This window comes from Bradyrhizobium japonicum USDA 6 (assembly GCF_000284375.1).
In the GTDB taxonomy this organism is placed as follows: Bacteria; Pseudomonadota; Alphaproteobacteria; order Rhizobiales; family Xanthobacteraceae; genus Bradyrhizobium; species Bradyrhizobium japonicum.
In genome coordinates, this window is record NC_017249.1 from 6,178,822 (window position 1) to 6,203,825 (window position 25,004).

Annotated in this window: 21 protein-coding genes and 1 pseudogene; 13 read left to right on the forward strand and 9 right to left on the reverse strand. The window is 63.3% G+C overall.

Features of this window, described 5'->3' with window-relative positions:
- Positions 1 to 245: 245 nt before the first annotated feature.
- Positions 246 to 1,481: a Na+/H+ antiporter NhaA gene (gene nhaA, locus BJ6T_RS29385; protein WP_014496184.1), complete on the reverse strand. Its 1,236-nt coding sequence runs from the start codon at positions 1,479 to 1,481 to the stop codon at positions 246 to 248.
- 193 nt (positions 1,482 to 1,674) lie between these two features.
- On the opposite strand from nhaA, the gene BJ6T_RS29390 reads away from it, so the two are divergent.
- From BJ6T_RS29390 to BJ6T_RS29405, 4 genes are all read left to right on the forward strand, one after another.
- The gene (locus BJ6T_RS29390; RefSeq protein WP_014496185.1) at positions 1,675 to 2,505 is read left to right on the forward strand and encodes a class II glutamine amidotransferase; all 831 of its coding nucleotides are present in this window, start codon (positions 1,675 to 1,677) and stop codon (positions 2,503 to 2,505) included.
- 20 nt (positions 2,506 to 2,525) lie between these two features.
- Positions 2,526 to 3,752, forward strand: a complete 1,227-nt coding sequence (locus tag BJ6T_RS29395; protein WP_014496186.1) for a carboxylate-amine ligase — start codon at positions 2,526 to 2,528, stop codon at positions 3,750 to 3,752.
- 63 nt (positions 3,753 to 3,815) lie between these two features.
- A complete protein-coding gene (locus BJ6T_RS29400; RefSeq protein ID WP_014496187.1) occupies positions 3,816 to 4,001 on the forward strand; it encodes a hypothetical protein in 186 nt (61 codons plus the stop codon).
- 346 nt (positions 4,002 to 4,347) lie between these two features.
- Entirely contained in the window at positions 4,348 to 5,487 is a 1,140-nt protein-coding gene (locus tag BJ6T_RS29405; protein ID WP_014496188.1) for a hypothetical protein, read from the forward strand.
- 155 nt (positions 5,488 to 5,642) lie between these two features.
- Here the strand turns inward: BJ6T_RS29405 and gor are convergent, their stop codons facing one another.
- From gor to rpiA, 3 genes are all read right to left on the reverse strand, one after another.
- Positions 5,643 to 7,031, reverse strand: coding sequence for a glutathione-disulfide reductase (gene gor, locus BJ6T_RS29410; protein WP_014496189.1), 1,389 nt, complete (start codon positions 7,029 to 7,031; stop codon positions 5,643 to 5,645).
- A 140-nt stretch (positions 7,032 to 7,171) separates the two neighbouring features.
- The gene (locus tag BJ6T_RS29415; protein ID WP_014496190.1) at positions 7,172 to 7,720 is read right to left on the reverse strand and encodes a DUF2059 domain-containing protein; all 549 of its coding nucleotides are present in this window, start codon (positions 7,718 to 7,720) and stop codon (positions 7,172 to 7,174) included.
- 2 nt (positions 7,721 to 7,722) lie between these two features.
- Positions 7,723 to 8,448, reverse strand: a complete 726-nt coding sequence (gene rpiA / locus BJ6T_RS29420; protein ID WP_014496191.1) for a ribose-5-phosphate isomerase RpiA — start codon at positions 8,446 to 8,448, stop codon at positions 7,723 to 7,725.
- A gap of 164 nt (positions 8,449 to 8,612) precedes the next feature.
- On the opposite strand from rpiA, the gene BJ6T_RS29425 reads away from it, so the two are divergent.
- The 6 genes from BJ6T_RS29425 to BJ6T_RS29450 all read left to right on the forward strand — a co-directional run bounded on the left by BJ6T_RS29425 (position 8,613) and on the right by BJ6T_RS29450 (position 14,951).
- Positions 8,613 to 9,287: an HAD family hydrolase gene (locus BJ6T_RS29425; RefSeq protein ID WP_014496192.1), complete on the forward strand. Its 675-nt coding sequence runs from the start codon at positions 8,613 to 8,615 to the stop codon at positions 9,285 to 9,287.
- Positions 9,288 to 9,440: 153 nt separating this feature from the next.
- Positions 9,441 to 9,932, forward strand: coding sequence for a hypothetical protein (locus tag BJ6T_RS29430; protein WP_028169821.1), 492 nt, complete (start codon positions 9,441 to 9,443; stop codon positions 9,930 to 9,932).
- A gap of 122 nt (positions 9,933 to 10,054) precedes the next feature.
- Entirely contained in the window at positions 10,055 to 11,107 is a 1,053-nt protein-coding gene (gene moaA / locus BJ6T_RS29435; protein WP_014496194.1) for a GTP 3',8-cyclase MoaA, read from the forward strand.
- A gap of 298 nt (positions 11,108 to 11,405) precedes the next feature.
- On the forward strand, positions 11,406 to 11,945 hold the full coding sequence (locus BJ6T_RS29440; protein ID WP_014496195.1) for a TRAP transporter small permease subunit: 540 nt from the start codon (positions 11,406 to 11,408) through the stop codon (positions 11,943 to 11,945).
- Complete coding sequence (locus BJ6T_RS29445) at positions 11,942 to 13,543, forward strand: TRAP transporter large permease (RefSeq protein ID WP_014496196.1); 1,602 nt, start codon at positions 11,942 to 11,944, stop codon at positions 13,541 to 13,543. Before BJ6T_RS29440 ends, BJ6T_RS29445 begins: the two co-directional genes overlap by 4 nt.
- Positions 13,544 to 13,664: 121 nt before the next feature.
- Positions 13,665 to 14,951: a M20/M25/M40 family metallo-hydrolase gene (locus BJ6T_RS29450; protein WP_039228297.1), complete on the forward strand. Its 1,287-nt coding sequence runs from the start codon at positions 13,665 to 13,667 to the stop codon at positions 14,949 to 14,951.
- A gap of 24 nt (positions 14,952 to 14,975) precedes the next feature.
- Here BJ6T_RS29450 and BJ6T_RS29455 read toward each other — a convergent pair whose 3' ends face one another.
- From BJ6T_RS29455 to BJ6T_RS29470, 4 genes are all read right to left on the reverse strand, one after another.
- Positions 14,976 to 16,292: a sensor histidine kinase gene (locus tag BJ6T_RS29455; RefSeq protein WP_225895035.1), complete on the reverse strand. Its 1,317-nt coding sequence runs from the start codon at positions 16,290 to 16,292 to the stop codon at positions 14,976 to 14,978.
- A 67-nt stretch (positions 16,293 to 16,359) separates the two neighbouring features.
- Entirely contained in the window at positions 16,360 to 17,034 is a 675-nt protein-coding gene (locus BJ6T_RS29460; RefSeq protein ID WP_014496199.1) for a response regulator transcription factor, read from the reverse strand.
- A gap of 161 nt (positions 17,035 to 17,195) precedes the next feature.
- Positions 17,196 to 18,161 carry an ABC transporter substrate-binding protein gene (locus tag BJ6T_RS29465; RefSeq protein WP_014496200.1) on the reverse strand — a complete coding sequence of 322 codons (966 nt, stop codon included), beginning with the start codon at positions 18,159 to 18,161 and terminating at the stop codon, positions 17,196 to 17,198.
- Between the two features lie 131 nt (positions 18,162 to 18,292).
- A complete protein-coding gene (locus tag BJ6T_RS29470; protein WP_028169823.1) occupies positions 18,293 to 20,056 on the reverse strand; it encodes a cache domain-containing protein in 1,764 nt (587 codons plus the stop codon).
- 464 nt (positions 20,057 to 20,520) lie between these two features.
- Here BJ6T_RS29470 and BJ6T_RS29475 point away from each other — a divergent pair, with 464 nt between their 5' ends.
- Positions 20,521 to 21,378 (forward strand): hypothetical protein, encoded by an 858-nt coding sequence (locus BJ6T_RS29475; protein WP_014496204.1) that lies wholly within the window; start codon positions 20,521 to 20,523, stop codon positions 21,376 to 21,378.
- Positions 21,379 to 21,396: 18 nt separating this feature from the next.
- Here BJ6T_RS29475 and BJ6T_RS46000 read toward each other — a convergent pair.
- A pseudogene (locus BJ6T_RS46000) lies at positions 21,397 to 21,779 on the reverse strand (IS5 family transposase); the annotation flags it as partial.
- 317 nt (positions 21,780 to 22,096) lie between these two features.
- On the opposite strand from BJ6T_RS46000, the gene BJ6T_RS29485 reads away from it, so the two are divergent.
- Together BJ6T_RS29485 and BJ6T_RS29490 are read left to right on the forward strand one after the other, a co-directional pair.
- On the forward strand, positions 22,097 to 23,071 hold the full coding sequence (locus BJ6T_RS29485; protein ID WP_014496206.1) for an ABC transporter substrate-binding protein: 975 nt from the start codon (positions 22,097 to 22,099) through the stop codon (positions 23,069 to 23,071).
- A 345-nt stretch (positions 23,072 to 23,416) separates the two neighbouring features.
- Positions 23,417 to 24,973, forward strand: coding sequence for a sensor histidine kinase (locus BJ6T_RS29490; protein ID WP_225895029.1), 1,557 nt, complete (start codon positions 23,417 to 23,419; stop codon positions 24,971 to 24,973).
- The last annotated feature ends 31 nt before the right edge of the window (positions 24,974 to 25,004 follow it).

Below are 25,004 nucleotides of genomic sequence, written 5' to 3' on the forward strand. Positions count from 1 at the left end.
AGAGACGTATTAATGCGCAGGTTCCCGCAATGCAGGGTAAATGAACGTCTAAAACACGCCTCAGAATGATCCGGACTTTGCAGAACACATCGCCGGGAACCAAACGGCGACGGCTTTGGTCTCGGCTGGTATGGCGAGCATCCGGAACCCGGCGTTTTGGCTGATCGCGTCAGCGTCGCGCGCCGGCTTGCGGCAAGCGAGGACCCCCGTGATCGCGAGGCTGCGGCCCTGATTCCGCTCCCGATCTAGTCTCCGATCTCCTTGCGCCGGCGCTGGGCATACTCAGCGCCCCATCCGAGGCCAAGCGTCACGGAGATGAGCGAGCCAAGCAGCACGCCGAATTTCGCGGCGTCGAGCAGCTTGTCGTCGTTGAATGCCAGCATGGCGATGAAGATCGACATGGTGAAGCCGATGCCGGCCAGAAGCCCGATGAGGCAGATGCCGGCCCATGTCACGTCAGGTGCGAGCCGGCATCCACCCACGCGCACTGCAAGCCAGGTCGCACCAATCACCCCGATCGGCTTTCCCGCACAAAGGGCGAGCGCAACGCCGAGCGTCACGAACTGAGCGCCACCGGCGAGCTCCATGCTCGTGAAGCTCACTCCCGCGTTCGCCAGCGCGAAGATTGGCATGATCCCGTAGGCGACCCAGGGATGCAGCGCCGTCTCCACGCGGATGACCGGCGGCACGATCTCCGGGCTGGCCGATCGCACCGGCGTGATCAGGCCAAGCACGACGCCTGCAAGCGTCGGATGAACCCCGGCCATGAGAAAGCCCGCCCAGACAATGAACGCCGGTACGATATAGGCATACGCGGAGCGAAGCCCGAGCCGCTGAAAGCCGAGTGCCAACAGAACGCCGAGCACCGCAACGGCAAAGCCATTGAGATCGAGCCCGCTGGTGTAGAATAGCGCGATGATGAGCACCGCGATGATGTCGTCGATGATCGCAAGTGCCAACAGAAAGACCCGGACGTTGCCGGGAATGGATTTTCCGAGCAGTGCCAGCACGCCGACGGCGAACGCGATGTCCGTTGCCGTTGGTATCGCCCAGCCATGCTCGCGCCCCGCAGCCGCGTTGAAGCTCAGATAGATCAGCGCGGGGACGGCGACACCGCCGAAAGCCGCCAGCACCGGCAGCATGGCCTGGTCGAACTTGCTGAGTGCGCCCTCATGGATCTCGCGACGAATTTCCATGCCGACGACCAGGAAGAAGATCGTCATCAACGCATCGTTGATCCAGAAGTGCAGCGATCTGGTGAAGACGAACTCGCCAAGCCGAAGCCGGACCGGCAGGTCCCAGACGTCATGATACGTATGGGCAAAAGGCGAGTTGGCCCACAGCAATGCGGCAGCCGCAGCCGCGAGCAACACCACGCCGCTGACGGCCTCGACATGCAGGAAATGCTGGAGCGTCGTGAGTGCCCGTTCGACGAAAAACGGAGATTTCGACAGGTCCCTGCCAGGCAGCTGATCGTTCATGGGCGCACGCTTTCCGCGTGGCGGCCCGACCATCGCTTGACCTGTCGCTGCGCAAATGCAGCGAGCACCCAAGGCTGTTCTACACAGCGACGGCCGTAAGGCAACCCCTGCTCGGTACAGGGTCTGCGCCTGGAACTCCGATGCGTTGAGGATCGTTGGTGACACTCAGGACATATCCCCGACAGGAACTCTCATGTGCCGCTGGATCGCATACCGGGGCGAGACAACTTCGTTCGAGCCCTACGTCACCGAGCCCGAGCATTCGCTGATCGCGCAGAGCATCCGCTCGCTGCAAACCACCGCGGGCTCGAACGGCGACGGCTTTGGTCTCGGCTGGTATGGCGAGCATCCGGAACCCGGCCTTTACCGCGAGACCCGTCCGGCCTGGTCGGACGAGAACCTGCGCTACCTCTGCCGCCATCTGCGCTCGCATCTGTTCTTCGCCCATGTGCGCGCCGCCACCGGTACGGCGGTGACCCGGCAGAATTGTCATCCGTTCGCCTGCGGCCAGTGGATGTTCATGCACAACGGCTTCGTCGGCAGCTGGAATCGCCTGCGGCGCAAGGTCGAGGCGCTGATCCCCGATGCCTACTACCCCTCGCGGCTGGGCACGACCGATTCGGAGGCCGTGTTCCTCGCGATGATGGGCGCGGGTCTCGACAGCGATCCCCTTGGCGCAACGCAAGCCGTGCTGCAATCGCTGGTCGGCCTGGTCAATGAGGGCGAGCTTCGTGAGCGCCTGCGCTTCACCAGCGCGATCGCAAACGGCCGGGATCTCTACGCGTTTCGCGTTGCGGTGAACGATGCCGCCAACACGCTCTATTATCGCGAGGCCGGCGGCGGCCAGGTCGTCGTCGTGTCCGAGCCGTTCGACAAGGAAACGGACTGGACGGAAGTGCCGCCGAATCACGCGCTGGTCGCGCGCGCGTCCGAAAAGGTGAGGATTGTTCCATTCGACCTTGCAATTTCCGGTGAGGTCGACGCGGAACCGGCCCGGGTCAAGCGGATTATTGCCCGCAGGTAATACCACTGCCGGGTGGCCCTATGATATTTGCTTCAGACGTTTTGAAACTGCTGCGCCTCGATTCATCCGATGACAAGCAGCACCTCGTCATTCGCTCGGCCGGCGGACGCGGCAAGGCGGCTGAATACTCCTTCGGCATCGAGGAGGAATACTTCCTCGCCGATCGCCGCAGCTTCGAGGTCGCGATCGAAACCCCCAACGCCCTGTTCGAGTCGGTGAACTGGTCCACCGGCGGCCAGGCGATGCGGGAGATGCTGCAATCTCAGCTCGAGGTCGCCACCAACGTTCACGTCGATGTCAATGACGCCCGGGAAGAGCTGCGGTTCCTTCGCCGCGAGGTTGCCAACGTCGCTGCGCAATACGGCTTCGTCATCATGGCCTGCGGCACGCATCCGACCGCGGTCTGGCGCATGTCGCAGCCGAGTCCGAAGCCGCGCTACGAGGAGATGATCGAGGATCTGCGCAGCATCGGCCACCGCAACATGATGTGCGGCATGCATGTGCACGTCCAGCTGCCCGATCCCGAGAAGCGGATGGCGGTGATGCGGGCGATGCTGCCGCATCTGCCGCTGTTTATCGCGCTGTCGGCCTCCTCCCCGTTCTGGAATTCCCACAAGACCGGGCTGAAAGGCTATCGGCTTGCCGCCTATTCCGAGCTGCCGCGCACCGGCCTGCCCGAACTTTTCGAAACCAGGCACGACTACGACGAATATGTCGGCGCGCTGCAATGCTCCGGCGTGATTCCCGACGAGAGCCATATCTGGTGGGCGATGCGGCCGTCCATGAGGCATCCGACCCTCGAGCTTCGCGCGCCCGACACCTGCACCTTCGTCGACGACGCCGTTGCCATCGCCTCGCTCTATCGCTGCCTGACGCGCCATCTTTATCTGCGGCCGCATCGGTCGAAGGAGGTCACGGTGGTCGAGCGCGCGATTGCAGTCGAGAACAAATGGCGGGCCCAGCGCTACGGCACCGATTGCATCTTTGCCTCGAAGGACGGGCCGGTGACCATCTCGGAGCTGCTCGCCCGGATCATCGACGACGTCGCCGAGGACGCAGCCGCGCTGAACTGCGTCGCCGAGGTCGAGCACTGCCGGACCATCGTGGAGCGCGGCAGCTCGGCGGAATTCCAGCTTCGCGCCTATCGCGAGAATGCAGAGGACATCGCGGCGGTCTCGCGCTGGATCGCAGCCTCGACGATCTCGGGCGCGAGCGCTCCGATCGGAAGCGTTCGTGCGCCGTCATAGCGCCCGCGCAAGCTTGGCGAACGACAATGCCGCTCCTGAATTCGGTGATCGTGGGAGGAACGCGTGAATCGCGTCACGTCTTGCGCTGGCTGCGGCCACGGACTTGTACCGCTGCTTTCGGCCAAGGGCCGCGCGGAGCTCAGCTGCCTCTGGTGCGAAGGCATCGACGCGCGAACGGTGGACATGGCGAAGTGGGCGGACAGCCCGATCGGCAAGCCCGAGCGGAGCACCCGTCAGCCGTTCGAATGAGCGGTTTCACATCCCCGGCCGCCGGCCTTTGCTGATCGGCGCGACCTGCGCGGCTGCACGCCCGCGCCGGGGCTTGCCGACAAATTAGACAAACCGCGCCCGTAGTCGGGGTTGCGGGCTCGGCGATGAGGCCCAGGCAAGCCAGCCTCACGCGCCGTCTAACCTCAGGTGCAATCTCGATTTTTCATCGCGACGTGCGGAGCCGCCGAGCCCGCGCGTCGTGCTGCATCCCGACTGGCCCAGAATTCGCAAGGCAGCGTCAGGCCTGATTCCCTGCTCCCACGAATTGGCGCAGCAAGATGCGTGCGCCCGGAGACAGGTGGAGCGGCAAAGATCGGAGAGTGCCATGAACGTGCATGCCGCCGGCGATCTCAAATTTACCGGCCTCACCCATCCGAACGGCGCGCCGCTACGCCTCAACGCTCAGGATTTCGTGGCGATCGATCGCGACAGGAATGCCAAGTTCGAGGCGACGTACCGGCCGCAAGCCCTCTACAACCGCGCGAACGAGGGCTTCCACGCCAACAACGAAACCTTCCTCCTGCACGAAGTCGCGACGAACCTCCCGATCTACCGCCCCGACACCGGCCCCACCGATTTCCATCTTCATCTTCCGCCGGGCGGCTTTCAGCTCGTTCTGGTCACCTCGGGCGCGTTCACCTTCGACTATGACGGGCGCTGGTACAATGTTGGCCCCGGCGCGGTGATGCTGCAGAGCGCGATCGTGCATCGCCAGCTGTTCTACACCTGGTCAGGGCTGTCGACTGAAGAGAACCTGAAAACACCGCAGACGGTGGTGCCCGATCCGATCTCGATGGGCTACTCGGGCAAGTTCCTCGAAGCCTTCATCACCGATCCCACCACCTTTCCAAACCCGACCATTGTCGGCCCGGGTCAGATCAATGAGGACGAAACACCGCGCGTGGCCTGGAGCCATGCGCTGCATGATCGTCCGGCCGATGCCGGCTTCTGGCTTCAGGATCCCCTGGCGCTGGACGCACTGTTCAAGCCGCTCACCGATGGTTCTGTCAAATCGGCCATGCCGGTTTATTTGCGCGATATCGGCATCGAGATTCCGAGCGGGCATCTCGTCACCGGCCACATCATCGCGACCGACCCGCGCGGCCACGCACTCTTGCCGAAGAGCACGTCTGCCGCAGCGGACGCGACCTGTTTTGCCAAGGGCGAGGTCGTGATCTATCGCGTCATTCGCGGCGCGGCCGAGTTCAAGAAGAAGTCCGGCGAGACCTTCGAGCTCGCCGCTGGCGACGTCGTGACGGCGGGCAAGGAGTCGATCAGCCTCATCGCCGTCGGCGAAAACACCCAGGTCCTCCGCCTCGGCCTGCTCAAGGGCATGAACGAGCTGCGCAGCTGGACGCCGACACAGCGCGACGAGATCGACGGCCTCGCCGGCCAGATCATCACGCGCAAGGACATCCGTCCCCTGCGCACGGAAGGCAAGCCGGTCGGGTATCTGTACGGGTAGGCCTGCGCCTGCGGCCATCCTTCGAGACGCCCGCCTGCGGCGGGCCCTCAGGATGAGGCTGTGCTTGCGGCGAGATTTTAAACCCTCATGGTGAGGAGCCCGCTTAAGCGGGCGTCTCGAACCATGCAGGCCGAGCTCGTGCGGCAGCCTCCAGTTTACTCCGCCGCTTGCCGTACATGCCGCGCCGTCGGCGTGCGCATGGTGACGAGCTCCTCGGCCGCGGTCGGATGCAGCGCGATCGTCGCGTCGAAATCGGCCTTGGTCGCCTCCATCTTCACCGCGATCGCGACCACCTGGGTGACCTCAGCGGCGCAATCGCCGACGATGTGACAGCCGAGCACGCGGTCGGTCGAGCCATCGACGACGAGCTTCATCAGCACGCGGGTGTCGCGGCCGGACATGGTCGCCTTGATCGGGCGGAACGTCGTCTTGTAGATGTCGACGTGGCTGAATTGCGCGCGCGCCTCGGTCTCCGTCAGACCGACCGTGCCGACCTCCGGCTGCGAGAACACCGCGGTCGGAATGTAGGAATGATCGACCTGCACCTCGCGCTTGCCGAACACGGTGTCGGCAAACGCATGCCCCTCGCGGATCGCAACCGGCGTCAGATTGTGCCGGTGGGTGACGTCGCCGATCGCATAGATGCTGTCGACCGAGCTCTTCGAGAAATGGTCCACGGCGATGCCGCCATTGTCAGGGTTGATGGCGACGCCGGCCTTCTCCAGGCCGAGATTGGCGACCGACGGATGGCGGCCGATCGCGAACATCACCTGGTCGGAGGCAAGGCTCGAGCCGTTCGACAGATGCGTGGTGAATTCCTCGCCGTGCCGATCGACCTTCGCCACCGTGCAGCCGGTGAGAATGGTGATGCCCTGCTTCTCCATCTCGCTGCGGACGTGGGCGCGAACGTCCTCGTCGAAACCGCGCAGGATGTTGTCGCCGCGGTAAACCACGGTGACGTCGGAGCCGTAACCGGCGAAGATGCCGGCGAATTCCAGCGCGATATAGCCGCCGCCCTGGATCACGATCCGCTTCGGCAGCTTCTTCAGATGGAACGCCTCGTTGGAGGAGATCACGTGCTCGATGCCGGGAATCGAGGCGCCGTGGTTGGGCGCGCCGCCGGTGGCGATCAGGATGTATTTTGCGGTGATCTTCCGGTCGTTCTCGAGCAGGCGGACGGTGTGCTTGTCCTCGATCACCGCGCGGCTCTTGACGACCTGCGCGCCCGACTTCTCGACATTCGTCGTATAGGCCGCTTCCAGCCGCGCGATCTCCTTGTCCTTGTTGGCGATCAGCGTCGGCCAGTCGAAGGTCGCGGGCGGAACGGTCCAGCCGAAACCGGCGGCATCTTCCAGCTCGTGACGGACATGCGAGCCGATCACGAACAGCTTCTTCGGCACGCAGCCGCGGATCACGCAGGTCCCGCCCATGCGGTACTCTTCCGCGATCATCACGCGCGCACCGTGACCGGCCGCGATGCGGGCGGCACGCACGCCGCCCGAGCCGCCACCGATGACAAAGAGGTCGACGTCGAATTCAGCCATTGTCCACTCCGACCTCTGGAGCATGATCCGGGCGGTTTTCCTCGCGACAAACGCGAAACGCGTTTGCGCGGAGATCATGCTCAAACAACAACCTAAAGCGCGATGACGCGCTTTAGGGATTTCTGATCAGATAGGTACTGTCAGATTTCCTTGCCACGCTTGCGCATCTCGGCGCGGAAGGCACCCATCACGGTCTCGGAGAAGTTCTGGGCCCAGGAGTTCATGAAGGCCATGCTCAGGCCGATGGCACGCGGCTCCGCATCGATCAGCTTCTGGCCCAGCGGCGACTTGTAGAAGGTGACGAGATCCTTCAGCTCCTGCTCGGTGAACTCGCTGGCATAGACCTGCGCCATGCCTTCGCCGATCTCGTTCTGGCGCCCGTTGAGCTGTTGGACGACGACCTGGGCAACCTCGTTGAGGTCCTTCTGGTAGTTCAGGTTCTGCTGGATCAGCGTGATCTTGGTCTTTTCGACCATGCCCGGCACCGCGCCGGCGTACATCGCATTGGCGTTCTTCATCTGCAAAATTTCCTTGGCCGCCGCAATCGCCGCCGGCGTGGCCTTCGGCTGGGCCGGCGCGGGAGCAGCCTTCTGGGCCGGCGCGGCCTGCTGCGCGATCGCCGGGACCGCCGAGACGGCCAGTCCCGCAGCAAGCGTCGCGGCCGGCAAGAATTTCAATACGCTCTTCATTCCTAGTCTCCTTTCGGCTTACGCCGTTCAATCACGCGAATTCCCTCGCCGCCCGCCAAAACGGCCGAGCTGGCCAAGCCGATGAACAACCCATGCTCGACCACGCCGGGGATCGCACTCAACGCCTTGGCGAGGCCAGGCGGGTCCACGATACGTCCGAGCTGAGCATCGACGATCCAGTGGCCGCCATCGGTGACGAAAACGTGGCCATCCTTGTCGCCGCCTTTGGCCTTGCGGACCGCCATTTGCCCGGAAACGCCGCATTCGGCAAATGCCTTCTCGATCGCGCGGCGCGTCGCGCCAAGCCCGAACGGGATGACCTCGACCGGCAGCGGAAAGCGGCCGAGCGTCGGCACCCATTTGCTGTCGTCGGCAATCACGATCATGCGATCCGAGGCGGCCGCCACGATCTTCTCGCGCAGCAGCGCGCCGCCGCCGCCCTTGATCAGGTTGAAGTCGGGATCGATCTCGTCGGCGCCATCGACGGTGAGGTCGAGATGGTCGATCTCATCGAGCGTGGTCAGCGGCACACCGCAGCGCTCGGCATCGAGGCGCGTCGCCTCTGAGGTCGGTACGCCGATCACTTTCAGCCCGGCCTGCACGCGCTCGCCGAGCAACTCGACGAAATGCTTGGCGGTCGAGCCGGTGCCGAGCCCGAGCTGCATGCCGTCACGCACCTCCTCGAGGGCGCGCGCCGCAGCCTGCCGCTTCAACTGGTCCATGTTCACGATGCGCCCGCCCCTGAATTGAGAGTGTGCCGCCGATGGGTTGCTTGCGGCGGCCTATGTAGCCTCGTTTTTCCCGCCGGAACAGGCCTCCGGGCCGATCTTATAAGGTGAACTTATGGCTACGGCCCTTGCGCCGATCCGGCCGGCCCGATAGCGCTGGGACCATGACCTCCCCTTACACCCTCGTCTTCGATCTCGACGGCACGCTTGTGGATACGGCGCCCGACCTGATCACCGCGCTGAATTTCGTGCTCGACCGCGAAGGGCTGCCACCCGTGCCGATGGCCTCGGCCCGCAACATGATCGGCGCCGGCGCCCGCAAGCTGATCGAACGGGGGCTGGAGGCCGAGGGCCGCACGGTCACCCCTGCGGACATGGACCGGATGACGGCGGATTTCATCGCCTATTACGCCGACCACATCGCGGTCGAATCCCGTCCGTTCGAGGGGCTCGAGGCCGCACTCGACCAGTTTGCGGCCCAGGGCCACCGGCTGGCGGTCTGCACCAACAAGCTGGAATGGCTGTCCAAGCGCCTGCTGGACCAGCTTGATCTCACCCGCCGCTTTGCCGCGATCTGCGGCGCGGACACCTTTGGCGTCCAGAAGCCCGATCCGACCATTTTCCGCGAGACCGTGGCGCGCGCCGGCGGAGCGGTCAAAGCCAGCATCATGGTCGGCGATGCCGGAACCGACGTCGGCGTCGCCCGGCGCGCCGGGGTGCCCGTGATCGGGGTCAGCTTCGGCTATACGGACGTGCCGATCGCCGAGCTGAAGCCGGACCGGTTGATCCATCACATGCGCGACCTGCCTGCCGCGGCCCACAGCCTGATGACTGCCTAGGAACCACAAGCCTCTGAGATAACTGCCATATTCCACGGAACCCTGCGTTAACCATCTATTATCTATGCGCAGCGCGCCGGTTGCTTGCTTGGAACGACGCTCGTAGGTTCGCCCGGGGATGTGGCGGTTCGTCGCAGTTAGAAGTGGGTGGTCATGCGTCGTTTCATCGCGATTGCGCTAGCGGGAGCGAGCCTTGGCGGCTGCTCCTCGATGTCTTGGGACATGTTCAAATCGGCGCCGCCGACCGTCCAGGTCCGGCTCGAATCCAATCCTCCGGGGGCTGACGCCACGACCTCGCTCGGTGCGGGCTGCAAGACCCCCTGCTCCGTCTCGGTTCCCGCCCCCGACGCCCCCTTCACGGTTGCTTTCGCGCTGCCAAAATACCAGCCCGCGAGCGTACCGGTGAACGTGATCAAGAATCCCGGGGATTTCACCACGCCCGCCTCGGTCACCACCGACCCGAATCCGGTGTTCGCGGAGCTTCAGCCGGCCGCCCCGCCAAAGCCGGTCCGCAAGCCGCACCGGCCCAAGAAGCCGAAACCGGCCGCGACCGCCGCTGCCCCGGCTGAGGCCGCCCCTGCCGCGGCTGCGGCCGCGCCTGCCGCGGGCTCGCCGTTCCCCGATCCGAACGCAGGCACGCGCTGATCCAGGCGCAAATCTACGTATACCACCCGATTGTCCTAGCCGCGTCCGATGCTTAGATTGCTTCCAAGGCACCGCTGGACGCGAAAGGTGCGCCCGTCGCCGTAAGTGACAAGGCATTTGGTATGAACGGACTTTCCGCGAGCCCTCTCGCAGCAGCGAGCCCCCGCGACGCGCTGTCGAGCGCGATGACCGATCCGTTCGGGCGGACCATCTCGTATTTGCGCGTATCCGTCACCGACCGCTGCGATCTGCGCTGCTTCTATTGCATGTCGGAGGACATGACGTTCCTGCCCAAAGCGGACCTGCTGACGCTGGAAGAGCTCGACCGGCTCTGCACGGCCTTCATCGCCAAGGGCGTGAAGAAGCTGCGGCTCACCGGCGGCGAGCCGCTGGTCCGCCGCAACGTGATGACGCTGGTGCGCTCGCTGTCCCGCCACCTTTCGAGCGGTGCCCTGAGCGAACTGACCCTGACCACCAACGGCACCCAGCTTGCGAAACACGCCCGGGAGCTCGCCGATTGCGGCGTCCGCCGCGTCAACGTCTCGCTCGACACGCTCGATCCCAAGAAATTTCGCGAGATCACCCGCTGGGGCGAGATCGACAAGGTGCTGGAGGGCATCGAAGCCGCGCGCGCCGCGGGGCTTGGCGTGAAGATCAACGCGGTGGCGCTGAAGAACCTCAACGAGGACGAGCTTCCCGACCTGATGCGCTGGGCGCACGGCAAGGGCATGGGGCTGACGCTGATCGAGGTCATGCCGATGGGCGAGATCGGCTCGGGCCGTATCGACCAGTACCTGCCGCTGTCGCTGGTGCGCGCGCGGCTCGCCCAGCAATTCACGTTGACCGATCTGGCCGAGAGCACCGGCGGGCCGGCGCGCTATGTCAGCGTTGCCGAGACCGGCGGCAAGCTCGGCTTCATCACGCCGATGACCCATAATTTCTGCGAATCCTGCAACCGGGTGCGCATCACCTGCACGGGCACGCTGCACACCTGCCTCGGCCACGAGGATGCTTCAGATTTGCGCAAACCTCTGCGTGCATCTGACGACGACATGCTGCTTGCGGATGCGATCGACCGCGCCATCGGGCTGAAGCCCAAGGGCCACGATTTCATCATCGACCGCCGCCACGACCGCCCCAGCGTCTCCAGGCACATGAGCGTCACGGGCGGCTGAGGGATTCGCGCCCTCCCCGCCATAAGCTTTTGACTCGGCGTCAATTTGCCCATTTTCCGATTGACGGCGCACAAGCCCGCTGGTTTGGTGCAGCCGCCTTTGCTTGCCCGGCAGCAATAAGCCGGCCCCGCCCTTTGGCGGTCGCGGTCAAGACGGCAAGGCGCGAGGGGAGGACTGACGCCGCAATCGCTCGGAATTTCATCCGTACGGTCGCGTGCTTTTCGCACGCCGGCCAGGCGATGCGTGCTGAAGCCTCCCGTAAAGTGTTAGGCCGCGACGGCGACGGAGAGAAAGTAAGATGCGTCCATTGCTGGCGGTGAGCAACGCCATCGACGCCCTCAATGAAAAGATTGGGTACGTCTGTAACATCCTGGTGCTGCTGGCGTGCCTGGTCAGCGCGGCCAATGCCATGATCCGCTATGCCTTCAGCAACTCCTCGAACGGCTGGCTGGAGCTGCAATGGTACATGTTCGCCATCCTGGTGATGTTCGGCGCGTCCTACACCTTCAAGCGCAACGAGCATGTCCGCGTCGAGATCTTCTACCTCACGCTCTCGGAACGCGGCCAGCTCTGGCTCGACATGATCGGCACGCTCTGCTTCCTCATCCCCTCCTGCCTCCTGCTCGCCTATCTGTCCTGGCCGTTCTTCATGCAGGCCTATAACGTCGGCGAGATGTCGGGCAATGCCGGCGGCTTGATCCGCTGGCCCATCAAGTTCGTGATCCCCGCCGGCTTCGTATTGCTGGCGCTCCAGGGTGTTTCCGAAGTCATCAAGCGTATCGCGGCTCTCCAGGGCTATGTGACGATCGACGCCAAGTATGAGAGGCCGACCCAATGATTACGCTGGAAATGATGCCGCCGCTGATGTTCGGCGGCCTGGTTCTGGCGATGCTGATCGGCTTCCCCGTCGCGTTCACGCTCGCGGCGGTCGGCCTCTCCTTCGGCTTCCTCGCCATTCATCTCGGATTCTTCGACCTCAACTTCCTCCAGGCGATTCCCGGCCGCGTGTTCGGCAGCGTTCTTTCCAACGAGCTGCTGCTCGCGATCCCCTTCTTCACCTTCATGGGCGCGATATTGGAGAGATGCGGACTAGCCGAGGACATGCTGGATTCGATGGGCCAGCTGTTCGGCCCGGTCCGCGGCGGCCTCGGCTATTCCGTGATCATCGTCGGTTTCATCCTCGGCGCCATCACCGGCACGGTGGCGGCGCAGGTCATCGCCATGGCGCTGATCTCGATGCCGGTGATGATCCGCTACGGCTACAACATGCGCTACATCACCGGCGTGCTCGCGGCCTCCGGCACGATCACGCAGCTGGTGCCGCCCTCGCTGGTGCTGATCGTGCTCGCCGACCAGCTCGGCAAGTCGGTCGGCGACATGTATCTCGGCGCCTGGGGCCCGTCGGTGTTCCAGATCATGCTGTTCGCCGGCTACACCTTCATCCTCGGCCTGATCAAGCCGAGCCACGTGCCGCCGGTGCCGAAGGAAGCGCGCACGCTGACCGGCTGGGCGCTGTGGAAGAAGTGCCTGATGGGAATCATCCCCTCGGCCGTGCTGATCTTCGTCGTGCTCGGCACGATGATGATGGGCCTAGCGACCCCGACCGAAGCCGGCGCCATGGGCGCGGTCGGCGCCATCGTGCTCGCCGCGATCCACCACAAGGACTTCACCTCGAACGATCGCAAGGTGCTGGTCGCGGGCGTTGTCGCCGCCGGCATCGGCACCATCGTCGCGATCCTGTACAGCGAGAACTTGATCTTCAAGCTCGCCTTCGCTGTGACCTATCTCGCGGTGGCGTGGATCTGCTTCCAGGCCGCGCGCATTCCCGACCTGCGCGACCTCATCAAGCAGGGCTACGAGTCCACCATGCGCCTCACCTGCATGGTCACCTTCATCCTGATCGGCTCGACCTGCTTCTCGGTGGTGTTCCTCGGCGTCTCCGGCGGCGTCTGGCTCGAGCATCTCCTGACCTCGCTGCCCGGCGGCGTCTGGGGCTTCCTGATCTTCATCAACCTCTTCATCTTCTTCCTGGCGTTCTTCCTCGACTTCTTCGAGATCGCCTTCATCATCCTGCCGATGATCGCGCCGATCGCGCAGAAGATTCTCGCCCCCGTGGTGGGACCGGACGCGGCGCTGATCTGGTTCGGCGTGATGCTGTGCGTGAACATGCAGACCTCGTTCCTGCATCCACCGTTCGGCTTCGCGCTGTTCTACCTGCGCGGCGTGGCGCCGAAGGAAGTGAAGAGCTCCGACATCTATTGGGGCGCGATGCCCTGGATCGGCCTGCAGATGATCATGGTGCTGCTGGTGATCATCTTCCCGTCCGTGGTGACGGGCCTGCTCGACAAGCCGCTCAACGTCGACCTCGACAAGGTCAAGATCGAGGTGCCGCAGATCGACCTGCCGCCGCTGGATCTCGGACCGCCGCAGAAGTAGCGGCCATGACCATCGCCGTCATGTTCCGCCTCGGCGGTTCATGACGCGCGCACCGCCGCGCGTGACATGCGCCGGAAACACGGGCATACCGGGCCATCCTCCAACTGATGGACCGCCGCGCATGTCCCGATCGTTCCCTGTTCCGTCGCTCGCTCCCTTGATCGCATCGTTCTGGCTGGCATGTGCCGCAACGTTTGCGCATGCGGAACCGATGACCGATGTGCATGCGCTGGCGCAAAAGGAACAGCAGCCGCTGCTCGACACGCTGCGCGATCTCGTCAGCATCGAATCCGGCAGCAAGGACATCGACGGCCTGAACCAGATCGCCGAGCGCGTTGCCGGCCAGCTCAAGCAGCTCGGCGGCACGGTGGAGATTTTGCACCCCACCGACGTCTATCGCCTCGACGACACGCCCGAGACGATCGGCCCGGCCGTGCACGCCGTGTTCAAGGGCACCGGCAGCAAGAAGATCATGCTGATCGCCCACATGGACACGGTGTACCTGAAGGGCATGCTGAAGGACCAGCCGTTCCGCGTCGACGGCGACAAGGCCTACGGCCTCGGCATTGCCGACGACAAGCAGGGCGTCGCGCTCATTCTCCATACCGTGGCGATGCTCCAGAAACTCAACTTCAGGGACTACGGCACGCTCACGGTGCTCACCAATGGCGACGAGGAGATCTCCTCGCCCGGCTGGCGCAGCACCATCACCAAATTCGCCGCGGACCAGGACGTGGTGTTCTCGTTCGAGGGCGGCGGCACCGACGGCACGCTGCGCCTTGCCACCAGCGGCATCGGCTCGGCCTATCTCACGGTGCACGGCAAGTCCTCGCACGCCGGCGCGCGGCCCGAGGGCGGCGTCAACGCGCTGTATGAGCTCTCGCACCAGGTGCTGCAGATGAAGGACCTGTCCAAGCCCGAGCAGGGCCTGAAGCTGAACTGGACGGTCTCGAAGGCCGGCACCAACCGCAACGTGATCCCGGCCGATGCCTCGGCCCAGGCCGATGCGCGTGCGCTCAAGGTCGCCGATTTCGACGAGTTGCAGAAGGCGCTGCAGGAGAAGATCAAGAATCGCCTGCTGCCCGACTCCGGGGTCGAGCTGAAATTCGAGGTGCGCCGCCCGCCGCTGGAGGCCAACGACGCCTCGCGCCGCGTCGCGGCCTACGGCAAGACGATCTATGGGGAGATCGGACTGTCCCTCAAGGTCGACGAGAAGGCGACCGGCGGCGGCACCGACGCCGCGTTTGCCGCGCTCAAGACCAGCGGCGCCGTGGTGGAAGGCATGGGCCTGTCCGGCTTCGGCGCGCACTCCAACGATGCCGAATACGTCCAGATCAACAGTATCGTGCCGCGGCTCTATCTGGCCACGCGCATGATCATGGACCTGTCCACCGGCAAGCTGAAATAGCGCGCCCCTCGCGGGGCTCGACGATCAGCTCTGACCAAGGGAGGGAGCAGCAACGGCTCCCTCCGCCAGCCGAAACCGCAGCGTGAACTCCGCGCCGCCGCCTGGAAGATTTTCCACCGCCACCGTCGCGGCATGATCGTCCGCGACCCCGCGCACGATCGAGAGCCCGAGGCCCGCGCCGTCGCTGCGCTGGCGGTCGGCGCGCCAGAAGCGCTGGAAGATCAGCTCGCGCTCGGCCTCCGCGATGCCGGGGCCGCAATCGCGCACGCGCACCGAACCGTCCTCGCGCACCTCGACGTCGACCGCGGTATCCTTCGCCGTGAACTTGATGGCGTTTTCGGCGAGGTTGAAGATCGCGCGCTGGAGCATCTCCGCATTGCCGTGGATCAGCACCGGCGCGTCGGCGCCCTTCAGCGCGATGTCCTTGTGCTGCGCGATCGCGAGCGGCGCGATGGAGCCGACCACCTCGGCGCAGACGGCGCGCAGATCCGCGGTCTCGCCGGGATCGAGCACCAGGGTGTCGAGTTCGGCGATCTCCAGCAGTTGGGCGACGATGCGGCTCATGCCTTCGATGTCGTCGTGCAGCGCCTGCCTTGCGGCGCCATCGCCCAGCGTCTCGATCCGCGTGCGCAGGATCGTGAGCGGCGTGCGCAATTGATGCGCGGCGTCCGCCGTGAACTGCCGCTGCACCCGAAAACCGTCCTCGAGCCGGTCGAGCGCCTGGTTGACGGCGGTGACCAGCGGCATGATCTCGCGCGGGATCTGCTCCGTCGGCAGGCGGATGTCGGTGCGCGCCGGCCCGATATTGCTGGCCTCCTCCGACGCCTTCCACAATGGCGCGATGGCGCGGCGGAAGATGATGATGTCGGCGGCGAGCAGGATCAGCAGGATCGGAATGGTGATCCAGCCGACCCGGCGGAAGAAGTTCGAGATGATGTCGTCGATGATGACGTCGCGATGCGCCAGGTCCTCGGCCACGCGGATGCGCACGATCTTGCCGTCGATGATGCGGGTGACGCCGGCGCCGGAAATCGTCTCGGAAAGAGTCGGCGGCGCCGACGCTGCCGCTCCCGTCTTGCGGCGGGACGAAAACAGCAAATGGCCTTCGGCATCGCGGATGTCGTAGAGATAGCGGCCGTAGGCTTCCGAATAGAGGCCCCGCAGGCTGTCCGGCAGGTTGAACGTCAGCAGGCCGTCCGGCGCCGCGACGATGCGCTCGGCCAGCACCTCGGCCTGTGCCCGCATGGCTTCGCGGTGCAGCTGGTCGACTTCGGAATTGAGCAGCCAGAACAGCACCAGCGGCAGGAAGATCGCGACCATCGCGACCGCCACGATGTGCATGAACACGATGCGCCAGATCAACGATTTGAATGTCGGTGATCTGCCATAGGCCCCGGCGGCCGCCACGCTATTTCTCCTCGGACATGAGATAGCCGACGCCGCGGATGGTGTGGATCACGACCTTGGCGCCGTGCTCGGCGAGCTGCTTGCGCAGCCGCGAGACGTAGACCTCGACCGCGTTGGAGGCGACCTCGCCTTCGAGCCCGAAGATGTGGTCCTCGACGTTCTTCTTCGGCACCACCCGCCCCTGCCGGCGCAGCAAAATCTCCAGCACCGAGGTCTCGCGCGCGGAGATGATCCGCGGCTGGTCGTCGACGAAGATCTGGCGGCTTTCGGTGTCGTAGACGAGATTGGCGAGGCGCAACGAGCGGCCGAGCAGCTGGCCCGGCCGGCGCAGGATCGCCTCCAGCCGCGCCACCAGCTCCTCCATGGCGAACGGCTTTGCCAGATAGTCGTCGGCGCCGCTGCGCAGGCCGCTGACGCGGTCCTGCAGGCCGCCGCGCGCGGTCAGCACCAGCACCGGCAGCGGCTCCATCTGCCGGCGCAGCTCGCGCAGCACCGACAGGCCATCGCCGTCGGGAAGGCCGAGGTCGAGAATCATCGCAGCGTAGCTGATGCTGCTGACCGCCTCGCGCGCCTCGGCCGCGGTGCTCACGATGTCGCTCTGGTAGCCGGCGGCCGACAGCCCGGCGGCAACGAGCCGCGACAGCTCGACATTGTCCTCGACGATCAGAAGGCGCATCGCAGTCCCGCCGGATGTTCCGGTGCAATCACGGCTCTCGCCGCATCTTCGCTCTCTTCCACCATTCCGGCCGCCTCGGCCAGCGAAAAAGCACATGGCAGGGCGGCCCACGCCCCCTGTCAGGTCCGTGTAAGCCGACCTGGGCACGTTCCCATGATGGCTTACTCGATCACTTCGTCTGCGCCGGCAATGACTGCTGCGGAGAACGGATGGCCGAGCAGTTTCGCTGCCTTCAAATTGACAACGAGCTCCACCTTCGTGACGAGTTGAACCGGAAGATCAGAAGGCTTCTCACCCGACAGAATGCGTCCGGCATAGATACCCGCGCGACGGTGCGACTGCATGAAATCTCCGCCGTAGCTCATCAAACCTCCAGCCACGGGAAAGTCTCGGGTCTGCGTGATTGCGGGCAATTGATATTTCATCGCGAGAGCCGCCAGCCGGACACTGCGAAATGCAAAATAGGGGTCGGAGGTAAACACAACTCCGCTCGGCCCGTCCTTGGCCCCGTCCCTGGCCACGGCAGCGAACATGGATTCGAATTCATCCTCCTTGCTTGCGCTGTAGATCTGCAGTTGAACCCGCAGGGCTTCTGCGGCCGCCTGAAGCTTCTGCAATTGTGATGGTGCGGTCGGACTTGTCGGGTTGGCGACCACCGCCAATCTGGTCGCCGTGGGCAACAGGTCGCGCATCAGCTCAAGCCGCTTTGGCGACACATCGACGCTCAGGCTCGATACCCCCGTGATATTTCCGCCCGGCCGCGACAGGCTGTCCACCACGCGCAGCTGAACGGGGTCGCCGCCCATCTCGAACACGATCGTCTTGGTCGTACCCGTAGCCTTCGCGGCAAGTGCCACGGGAGCCCCGCCAGGAGCCACGATCAGGTCCACATTTCTGGCGACCAATTCGGCAGCCAGGGCAGGCAATCGAGAATATTGTCCGTTAGCCCACTGAAAGTCGATCGCCACATTGCGACCCGCGACGAAGCCGGCTTCCTCCAGTCCCTGTCGGAAAGCCTCTAGTCGGCTGGCAAAGAGCTCGGGTGACTCCGGGCAAAGATAGCCGATGACAGGCATGGAGGGCTTCTGCCCATACGAGACGGTCGTCCACGTCGCGGCGCCTGCCATCCAAAGAAGAAAATCACGCCGTCGGGGGCGTCTGCGTAGCGTTGCTGCTTCAGGGTTGGCGCACCTCATGCCCACGGACCCGCTGCCGTCAGCCGTTTGCCGGAGCATAGCGCCGGATACGCGAACAGTCTCTAGCGGATTGCGCCAGGCATCCTGCGGCCACTCGGCTGGAGAGCCTCGAAGGATATTCCGAAGACTGGAATGGCTTCGTCAAATCCTTTGATTTCGCGGCCCCCGAGATCCTCAACGGGCCGCCTGCCCTTGACGTCGGCGGCGACTTTGGCGTCGATCAGGATTTCCTTGTCTGCGGCAGATGCGCACAGCCGGGCCGCAAGATTCACGACGCTCCCGATGGCGGTGTAGTCGAGCCGGTCCTCGTATCCGATCCGGCCGACAGTCGCCGGCCCGCTGGCAAGGCCGATTCCGAAACCAACGTGGTAGCCACGCGATCGCCAGCCGGCGATGAGGGCTTGCACGTTCGTCTGCATGTCGACGGCGAGATCGATGGCTCTCAATGCAGGCTCTTCGACCGGGACAGGTGCGTTCACCAGCACCATCAGTCCGTCGCCGGAGAAATTGATCAGCGTTGCTTCGAATTTCGCGATGACCCTGCCAAGGCTTTCATAATATTCCGACAATACGCTCATGACCTCCTCGGGCGTGGCGCCTGCTGAAAACGCGGTGAACCCCCTCAAATCGCAGAAGACAACGACGACTTCCGTACGGCGGCCGTCCAGCACGCTGTCATCGCCGGCTCGATCGACGAGATCGGCGACCTGGGGGGCAAGGAACCGCTTGAGCTTGGCGATGCGCTCCTGGTGCTGCTGCGCCAGCGCCAGCTCGGAAGCCATTCTGTTGAAACTGTTTGCAAGACGCTGGAACTCGTCCCCGGTGTCAATCGAGATGCGGTGGTCAAAGGACCCGGCACCAATCCTCTCCGTGCCCTCCTCGAGCAACTTGATCGGCTCCGTCATCCGGTGCGCCAATGCATAGGCAAGAATCCCTGCGAGCATGGTGCTGATTGCGAGGAGCATTGCCGTCCGCCACAGGGCGGAATAGATCGGCGCGTAAGCTTCGGACAGCGGCTGCACGACCACGACTGTCCAGTCGGGGCCCTGTACGGGAGCAGCGCTGGCAGCAACATAGTGTCCTTGTGCATCCCGGCTCGTTGCGAAGCCCGCTTTCGACCCTATCGCGTCCCGCACGGCCCGAAACGGTTTGGAGGTTGCTTCCTCCGCCCCGCGGAGCACGAGGCTGATGTCGGGATGGGCGATCAGGCGACCCGATCGGTCCAGGACGAAGGCGGAGCCGGTCCTTCCGACCTTGATCGCCGAGATCACGTCCCAAATCAGCTTGAGGTTCACTTCGGCTATGACTGCGCCGACAGCCGGCCGGTTGCCGGCCATCCCGACCGTCAAGTACGGTTCGGAGCCTCGATTGTAGCTGACGTCGCTGAACCAGATCTGAGCCGCGCGGGCACCAACCAAGGCGGGATCGGCTGATCGGTCCGTGCGGCTCTCGATACGATTGAGGCCGATCCGCGAGATGTAGAGACGCTCCAAGCCGTTGCCGTCGAGAAGTGTGAGACTGACGATGGCGGGCGCTTGTCGAAGCAGGCGCAACGCGTCGGTCCGCCGGCGTTCGTCGAACTCGTCACTCCATGGAAGCTGAACCAGCCAGCCAAGCTGACTCGTGATGCCGTGGATGAAATCGTGAATTTCGGCGGCCGCGGATGCGGACTGGAGGCTAAGCCACTGGTCGAGCCTCGCGCGCTGATCGCGATAGCCGAACCACGCCTCAATGACGCCGTTGAATGCAAGTGGGATCGCGACAGCCACGAAAAGCGCGAGCAGATATTTATGAAAAAGGCCGCGAAACCGATCCTGAGGAATCATGATCCGGTCCCCTGATAATCACATAAATACAATGAGCCAGAATAACATGCCGCTCCGCCGTCGGGTGGAGTTCATTCGAATCCCGAGCGTACCGGTGCACCCTTCGCGCTTTTTAGGGCGGAGCAGCCGCGTCTGGCGACAAATTGGCGCCATGGCTGAATTGTCCGCCGATGCCAGCCTCCGGCTGACTGGCCTTCGCGCCGCACGGCGGCTTTTGACCACCCTGAACGGACTTTGCTGCCGGGCAGACGTAGCATGCGCCCCAGCCACGTTGATCTAGGTCAAGCATCACCCTCGTCTTTTGGCCTCACGTCGTATTCAGCCCCATTTGAGGCGGCGACGTCGCCCTTCAGTTCGCCGGCACCCGGCACTTCAAGGTCGGCGTCGCATTCTTCCAGTGACCTCCTCTCCCTCCTGATCCCCGCAGAAGGCTTACCGGGGGTTCGTCGACGAGGACCTTGCTCATGATAACAATTCCAGAACTGACGTCCCAGGCGCTCGGTGCGTTCCTCATCTCGGAGACAAAAGGCCGCTTCGGCTCATCGCATGCCAACTTGCCGGAATTGCTCCCCTACGCAGCGAAGCTGGCCCTGGAATGTATCGGCAACAGCGATGCATTGTATCACAACGTAGAGCACACCCTGTTGGTCACGCTGGTTGGGCACGACATTCTGATCGGTCGCTCTCTTCTAAGGCAAACAACGGCCAGCGATTATGCTCACTTCATCCTGGCGTGCCTGATTCACGACATCGGCTACGTTCGAGGCGTAATTCATGGAGACCAGGACGGAGCCTATGTTGTTGATGGTACCGGCCGAACGGTTGAGCTGCCGGTCGGCTCCTCCGATGCAGCGCTCGCGCCCTACCACGTCGATCGCTCAAAATTGTTCGCCGCGGAGCGTTTGGACGCAGTCGACCAGATCGACGCCGCTCGCGTTGCCCAGGCGATCGAATATACCCGCGTTCCCTATGCAGACACACCAACGAGCGAACCCAAGGATGATCTGGACCAGGAGGAAGGCTTGCTGCTGCGTGCCGCTGATCTGATCGGCCAGCTCGGCGATCCCAACTACATGAAGAAATCAAATGCGCTCTTCTACGAATTCGAAGAAATCGGGCTCAACAAATCGCTCGGATACGCCACACCCGCGGACGTGGTGCACAAATATCCGCAGTTCTACTGGACCAAGGTCGCACCACAAGTCCCGGCGGCGATCCGTTATCTGAACGTAACCTCGAGCGGAAGACAATGGATCAGCAACCTGTATGGCAATGTCTTCCGCGCCGAGCGAGAGGTCAGACTATCCGGTCCGCAGTTGTAGATCGGTGGTCTTGAACGGTTCTACCACAGCGTGGATTTTGCTCGTCAAGCCGCCGCGTGACCTCCCATCGATTGGCGCTGGTTCCTTGTGATGCAGGCCCCATGCTGATGCACGCGGACAATCCAGGTGTCGATCATCTGGACTGCGGCATCATGGGCAGCAGCAAGTGCGTCCATGACGCAGCCCCGGACCCCAGCCCGCCGCCAACGGACGAAGCGGTTGTAGCATGTGGAGTACGGACCAAACGTCTCGGGCAGATCACGCCAAGGTGCTCCAGAGCGCAAGACCCAGAAGATGCCATTAAGGACACGACGGTCGTTAACCCGAGGAACGCCATGCGGCTTGTTCGGCAGCATGGGCTTGATGGCAATCCATTCATAATCGGCGAGTTCGTAGCGCATGATTCGAGCTCCAGTTTGGAAGCTTGAATCACAGGGGTCTGGCCAGACGCAACGCGTCCGGGCGGGCCCCGGTTGGACGCTTACGGGGTAGAAGCGAACATCAGCCGGCCGACCATCTCCGCTGAAACCGTCGAAAATGACCCATACCAGACATCGGGGGACCGCGCAGCCTCTACCGAGGAGGCTCACGATCAACGAAATATGCCCTCGGATACTTGGACTCATCTCGGGCTGACGGCTATTTCACCGGCTCAACCCATTCAAAATTCCGAGTTGCGGGCGCATATTGTAGCGGTAGCGCGCCGCGAGGTGACTTAATGAAACGCCGCGATTTTGTCACTCTTCTCGGCGCTGCGGTAATGGCCTTGCCCCTCGCAGCCCACGCGCAGCAACCAGCGGTGCCGCGGGTCGGCTACGTCTGGAGCGGCGTTCGCGGGACGGACGTGTACTACCAGACCGGATTCCGTCAAGGACTAGCAGAACTTGGATATGTAGTGGGGCGCAATCTGCTGCTCGAAGAACGCTACGCCGACGGAAAGCCGGAGCGCGTTCCTGCGCTGATCGCTGAACTGCTCACGCTCAACGTCGATGTTCTCGTGACTCCAGGCACACCCACTTCGCAGGCTGCGCAACGTGCAACATCCACCGTGCCGATCGTCTGCATGAGCGGAGATCCCGTCAGAGCCGGTCTTGTGGCAAGCCTTGCCCGGCCAGGCGGCAACATCACTGGGCTGTCTCAACTCTCCGGCGATTACGGCGTCAAGTGGCTGGAGCTGCTGAAGGAGGCGGCACCGAAAATGCGTCGTGTCGCCGTGTTGTGGAATCCTGACAATCCGACGACTGCCAACCAAGTCGAACTCATGCAAAACGCGGCACCCAGGCTCAGTCTCGAGTTGACAGCCCTCTCGGTGCGGCTCGCGGAAATCGAGAACAGCTTCGCCGCGCTGGGAGAGAGCGGCCTCGATGGCGTCGTCGTCACCGACGATCCATCGCTGATACCCCTCGTTCCCCGGCTGATCGCGCTCACCGCAGAGCGGCGCTTACCAACGATCTATCCATTCCGCGATTCGGCTCAGAGAGGAGGACTGATGTCGTACTCGGCCAATCTTTTCAAACTATGGCAACGCGCCGCGGGCTATGTTGATCGCATTCTCAAAGGGGCACGTCCGGCGGAGCTTCCCGTCCAGCAGACGACGGAAGTGACCCTGAATATCAACCTCAAGACCGCTAAGGCGCTCGGTCTCGACATTCCAATGACGCTGCTCGTCCGCGCCGACGAGGTGATCGAATAGATAAATTGCTGCGCGGTGCATGAGTCCGTTCCTGGCCCCAAGCAGCGGTTGGTGGATGTGTGCTGTTCCGCTGCTGTCAGGGGAGAAGCAGACATCCGGCAAACAGGCCAAAAATGACGCGAATGACCCGAAGCGGACCTTTAAGTGCCGCCCGGTCCGGACCAGCAGCAGGCCACTGAAACCCTGCAAGCGCGTCTTCGGCAAGTTGAAAACATCGTCTCGAAAACATACGCTCCGTCCAGACGAAACTCAGGGCAGCTTCGTGCCGCGCGTTCCAGCCGCTGGGAAGATTCGCTCCGATGATGAAGCCCGCCGTCATTATCCCGGAGGATCAGTCTTTCGCCCTTGCGACCTTCGCCCGGCCGGGCGCAGAAACGGCTTGCCCTTGCGGTCATGCTCGCTTTCCTGGGCGTCGTCTTAATCTTGGCAGGGGCGCTCTCGAACGTCCAGCTGGCGCGGATCGATAGCTTCGTCCCGGCCTACGGCACGGCGATGTTCGTGAATGACATGATCACCGCGGTCCTGCTGTTCAACCAGTTCGCCACCCTGCGTTCGAGTGCCCTCCTCGCAATCTCAACCGGGTATCTCTTCACGGGGCTCATGCTTGTCCCCTGGATGCTGGTCTTTCCAGGGGCGTTCGCGCCAGTTGGCCTGCTTGGCGCGGGGCTACAGAGCACGGATTGGCTCAACGCTCTGAGGTACGCCGGTTTTCCTACGTTCGTCATCGCATATACCCTTTTGAAGGTGGCCGATCCGCCCAAGCGATTGTGGGAGGGCTCAGTGGGCGCGACGATTCTTTCGAGTGTTGCGATGACGTCAGCCGTTGTGTGTGCCGTGACAGTTCTTGTCACAGTGGGTGAGGCATACTTGCCCCGCATCATGCTCGACCCGGTCCATTTTTCTAACCTCGCGCTTTATATTGCCAGTTGTCTAATCCTGTGGAACGCAGTTGCGCTCACTTTGCTCTGGATGCACCAGCGTTCGGTGCTCGATCTGTGGCTGATGGTGGTTGTTTGCGCGTATGCAATTGAGATCTATCTGGTCTCGTTTCCCGGTTTTGCCCGGTTCAGCGCCGGCTGGTATGCTGGCCGGGTCTTCGGGTTCTTGTCCAGCATTCTTGTACTCTTTGTCCTGCTGTATGAGATAACGACGCTTCACGCGCAGCTGCTCGGCGCGGTCCTGGCGCAACGTCGCGAACGTGAGGCGCGGCTGATGACCGGCGACGCCGTCTCGGCTTCAATTGCCCACGAAATCAAACAGCCATTAACGGCGATCATAGCTAGTGCGAACGCGGGATTGCACTGGCTTGATCGTGTCGAGCCTGACCTCGATAGTGCCAGGAATGCATTTCGGCGCGTCGTGACCACCGGACACCATGCGGACGCCGTGATCGAAAATATCCGGGTGCATTTCAAGACGGGTGCACGGACCCGGACTTCGCTCGATATCGACGATGTCATCCAGGAAGCTCTGGCCGTCGTCCGTGACCAATTGCGGAGACATCGGGTCGCCGTTCAAGCCGACGTTAACAAACGGCTGCCGCGGATAAGAGGCGAACAGGTTCAGCTCCAGCAAGTGCTGGTGAATTTGATTACGAACGCAATCGACTCCATGGCCACGAAGAATGGGGAGCGGGTCCTATCCATAAGGTCTGAAGTCCATCACTCCAGATACGTGATGGTATCTGTAGAAGACACGGGGGAAGGTCTAGAGCCCGGCGGCGCCGTGGATCGGATATTCAACCCGATGTTCACGACCAAAACGGATGGCATGGGCATGGGGCTGTCAATCTGCCGGTCGATCATCGAGGCGCATGAAGGACAAGTATGGGTGACCGCCGATAAAGGCCGCGGCGCCATTTTTCACTTCACGGTTCCGGTAGACTCGGACAGCCCATCCTAGTAGCCGCTTGAGTCCGACTTTTGCCCATCGT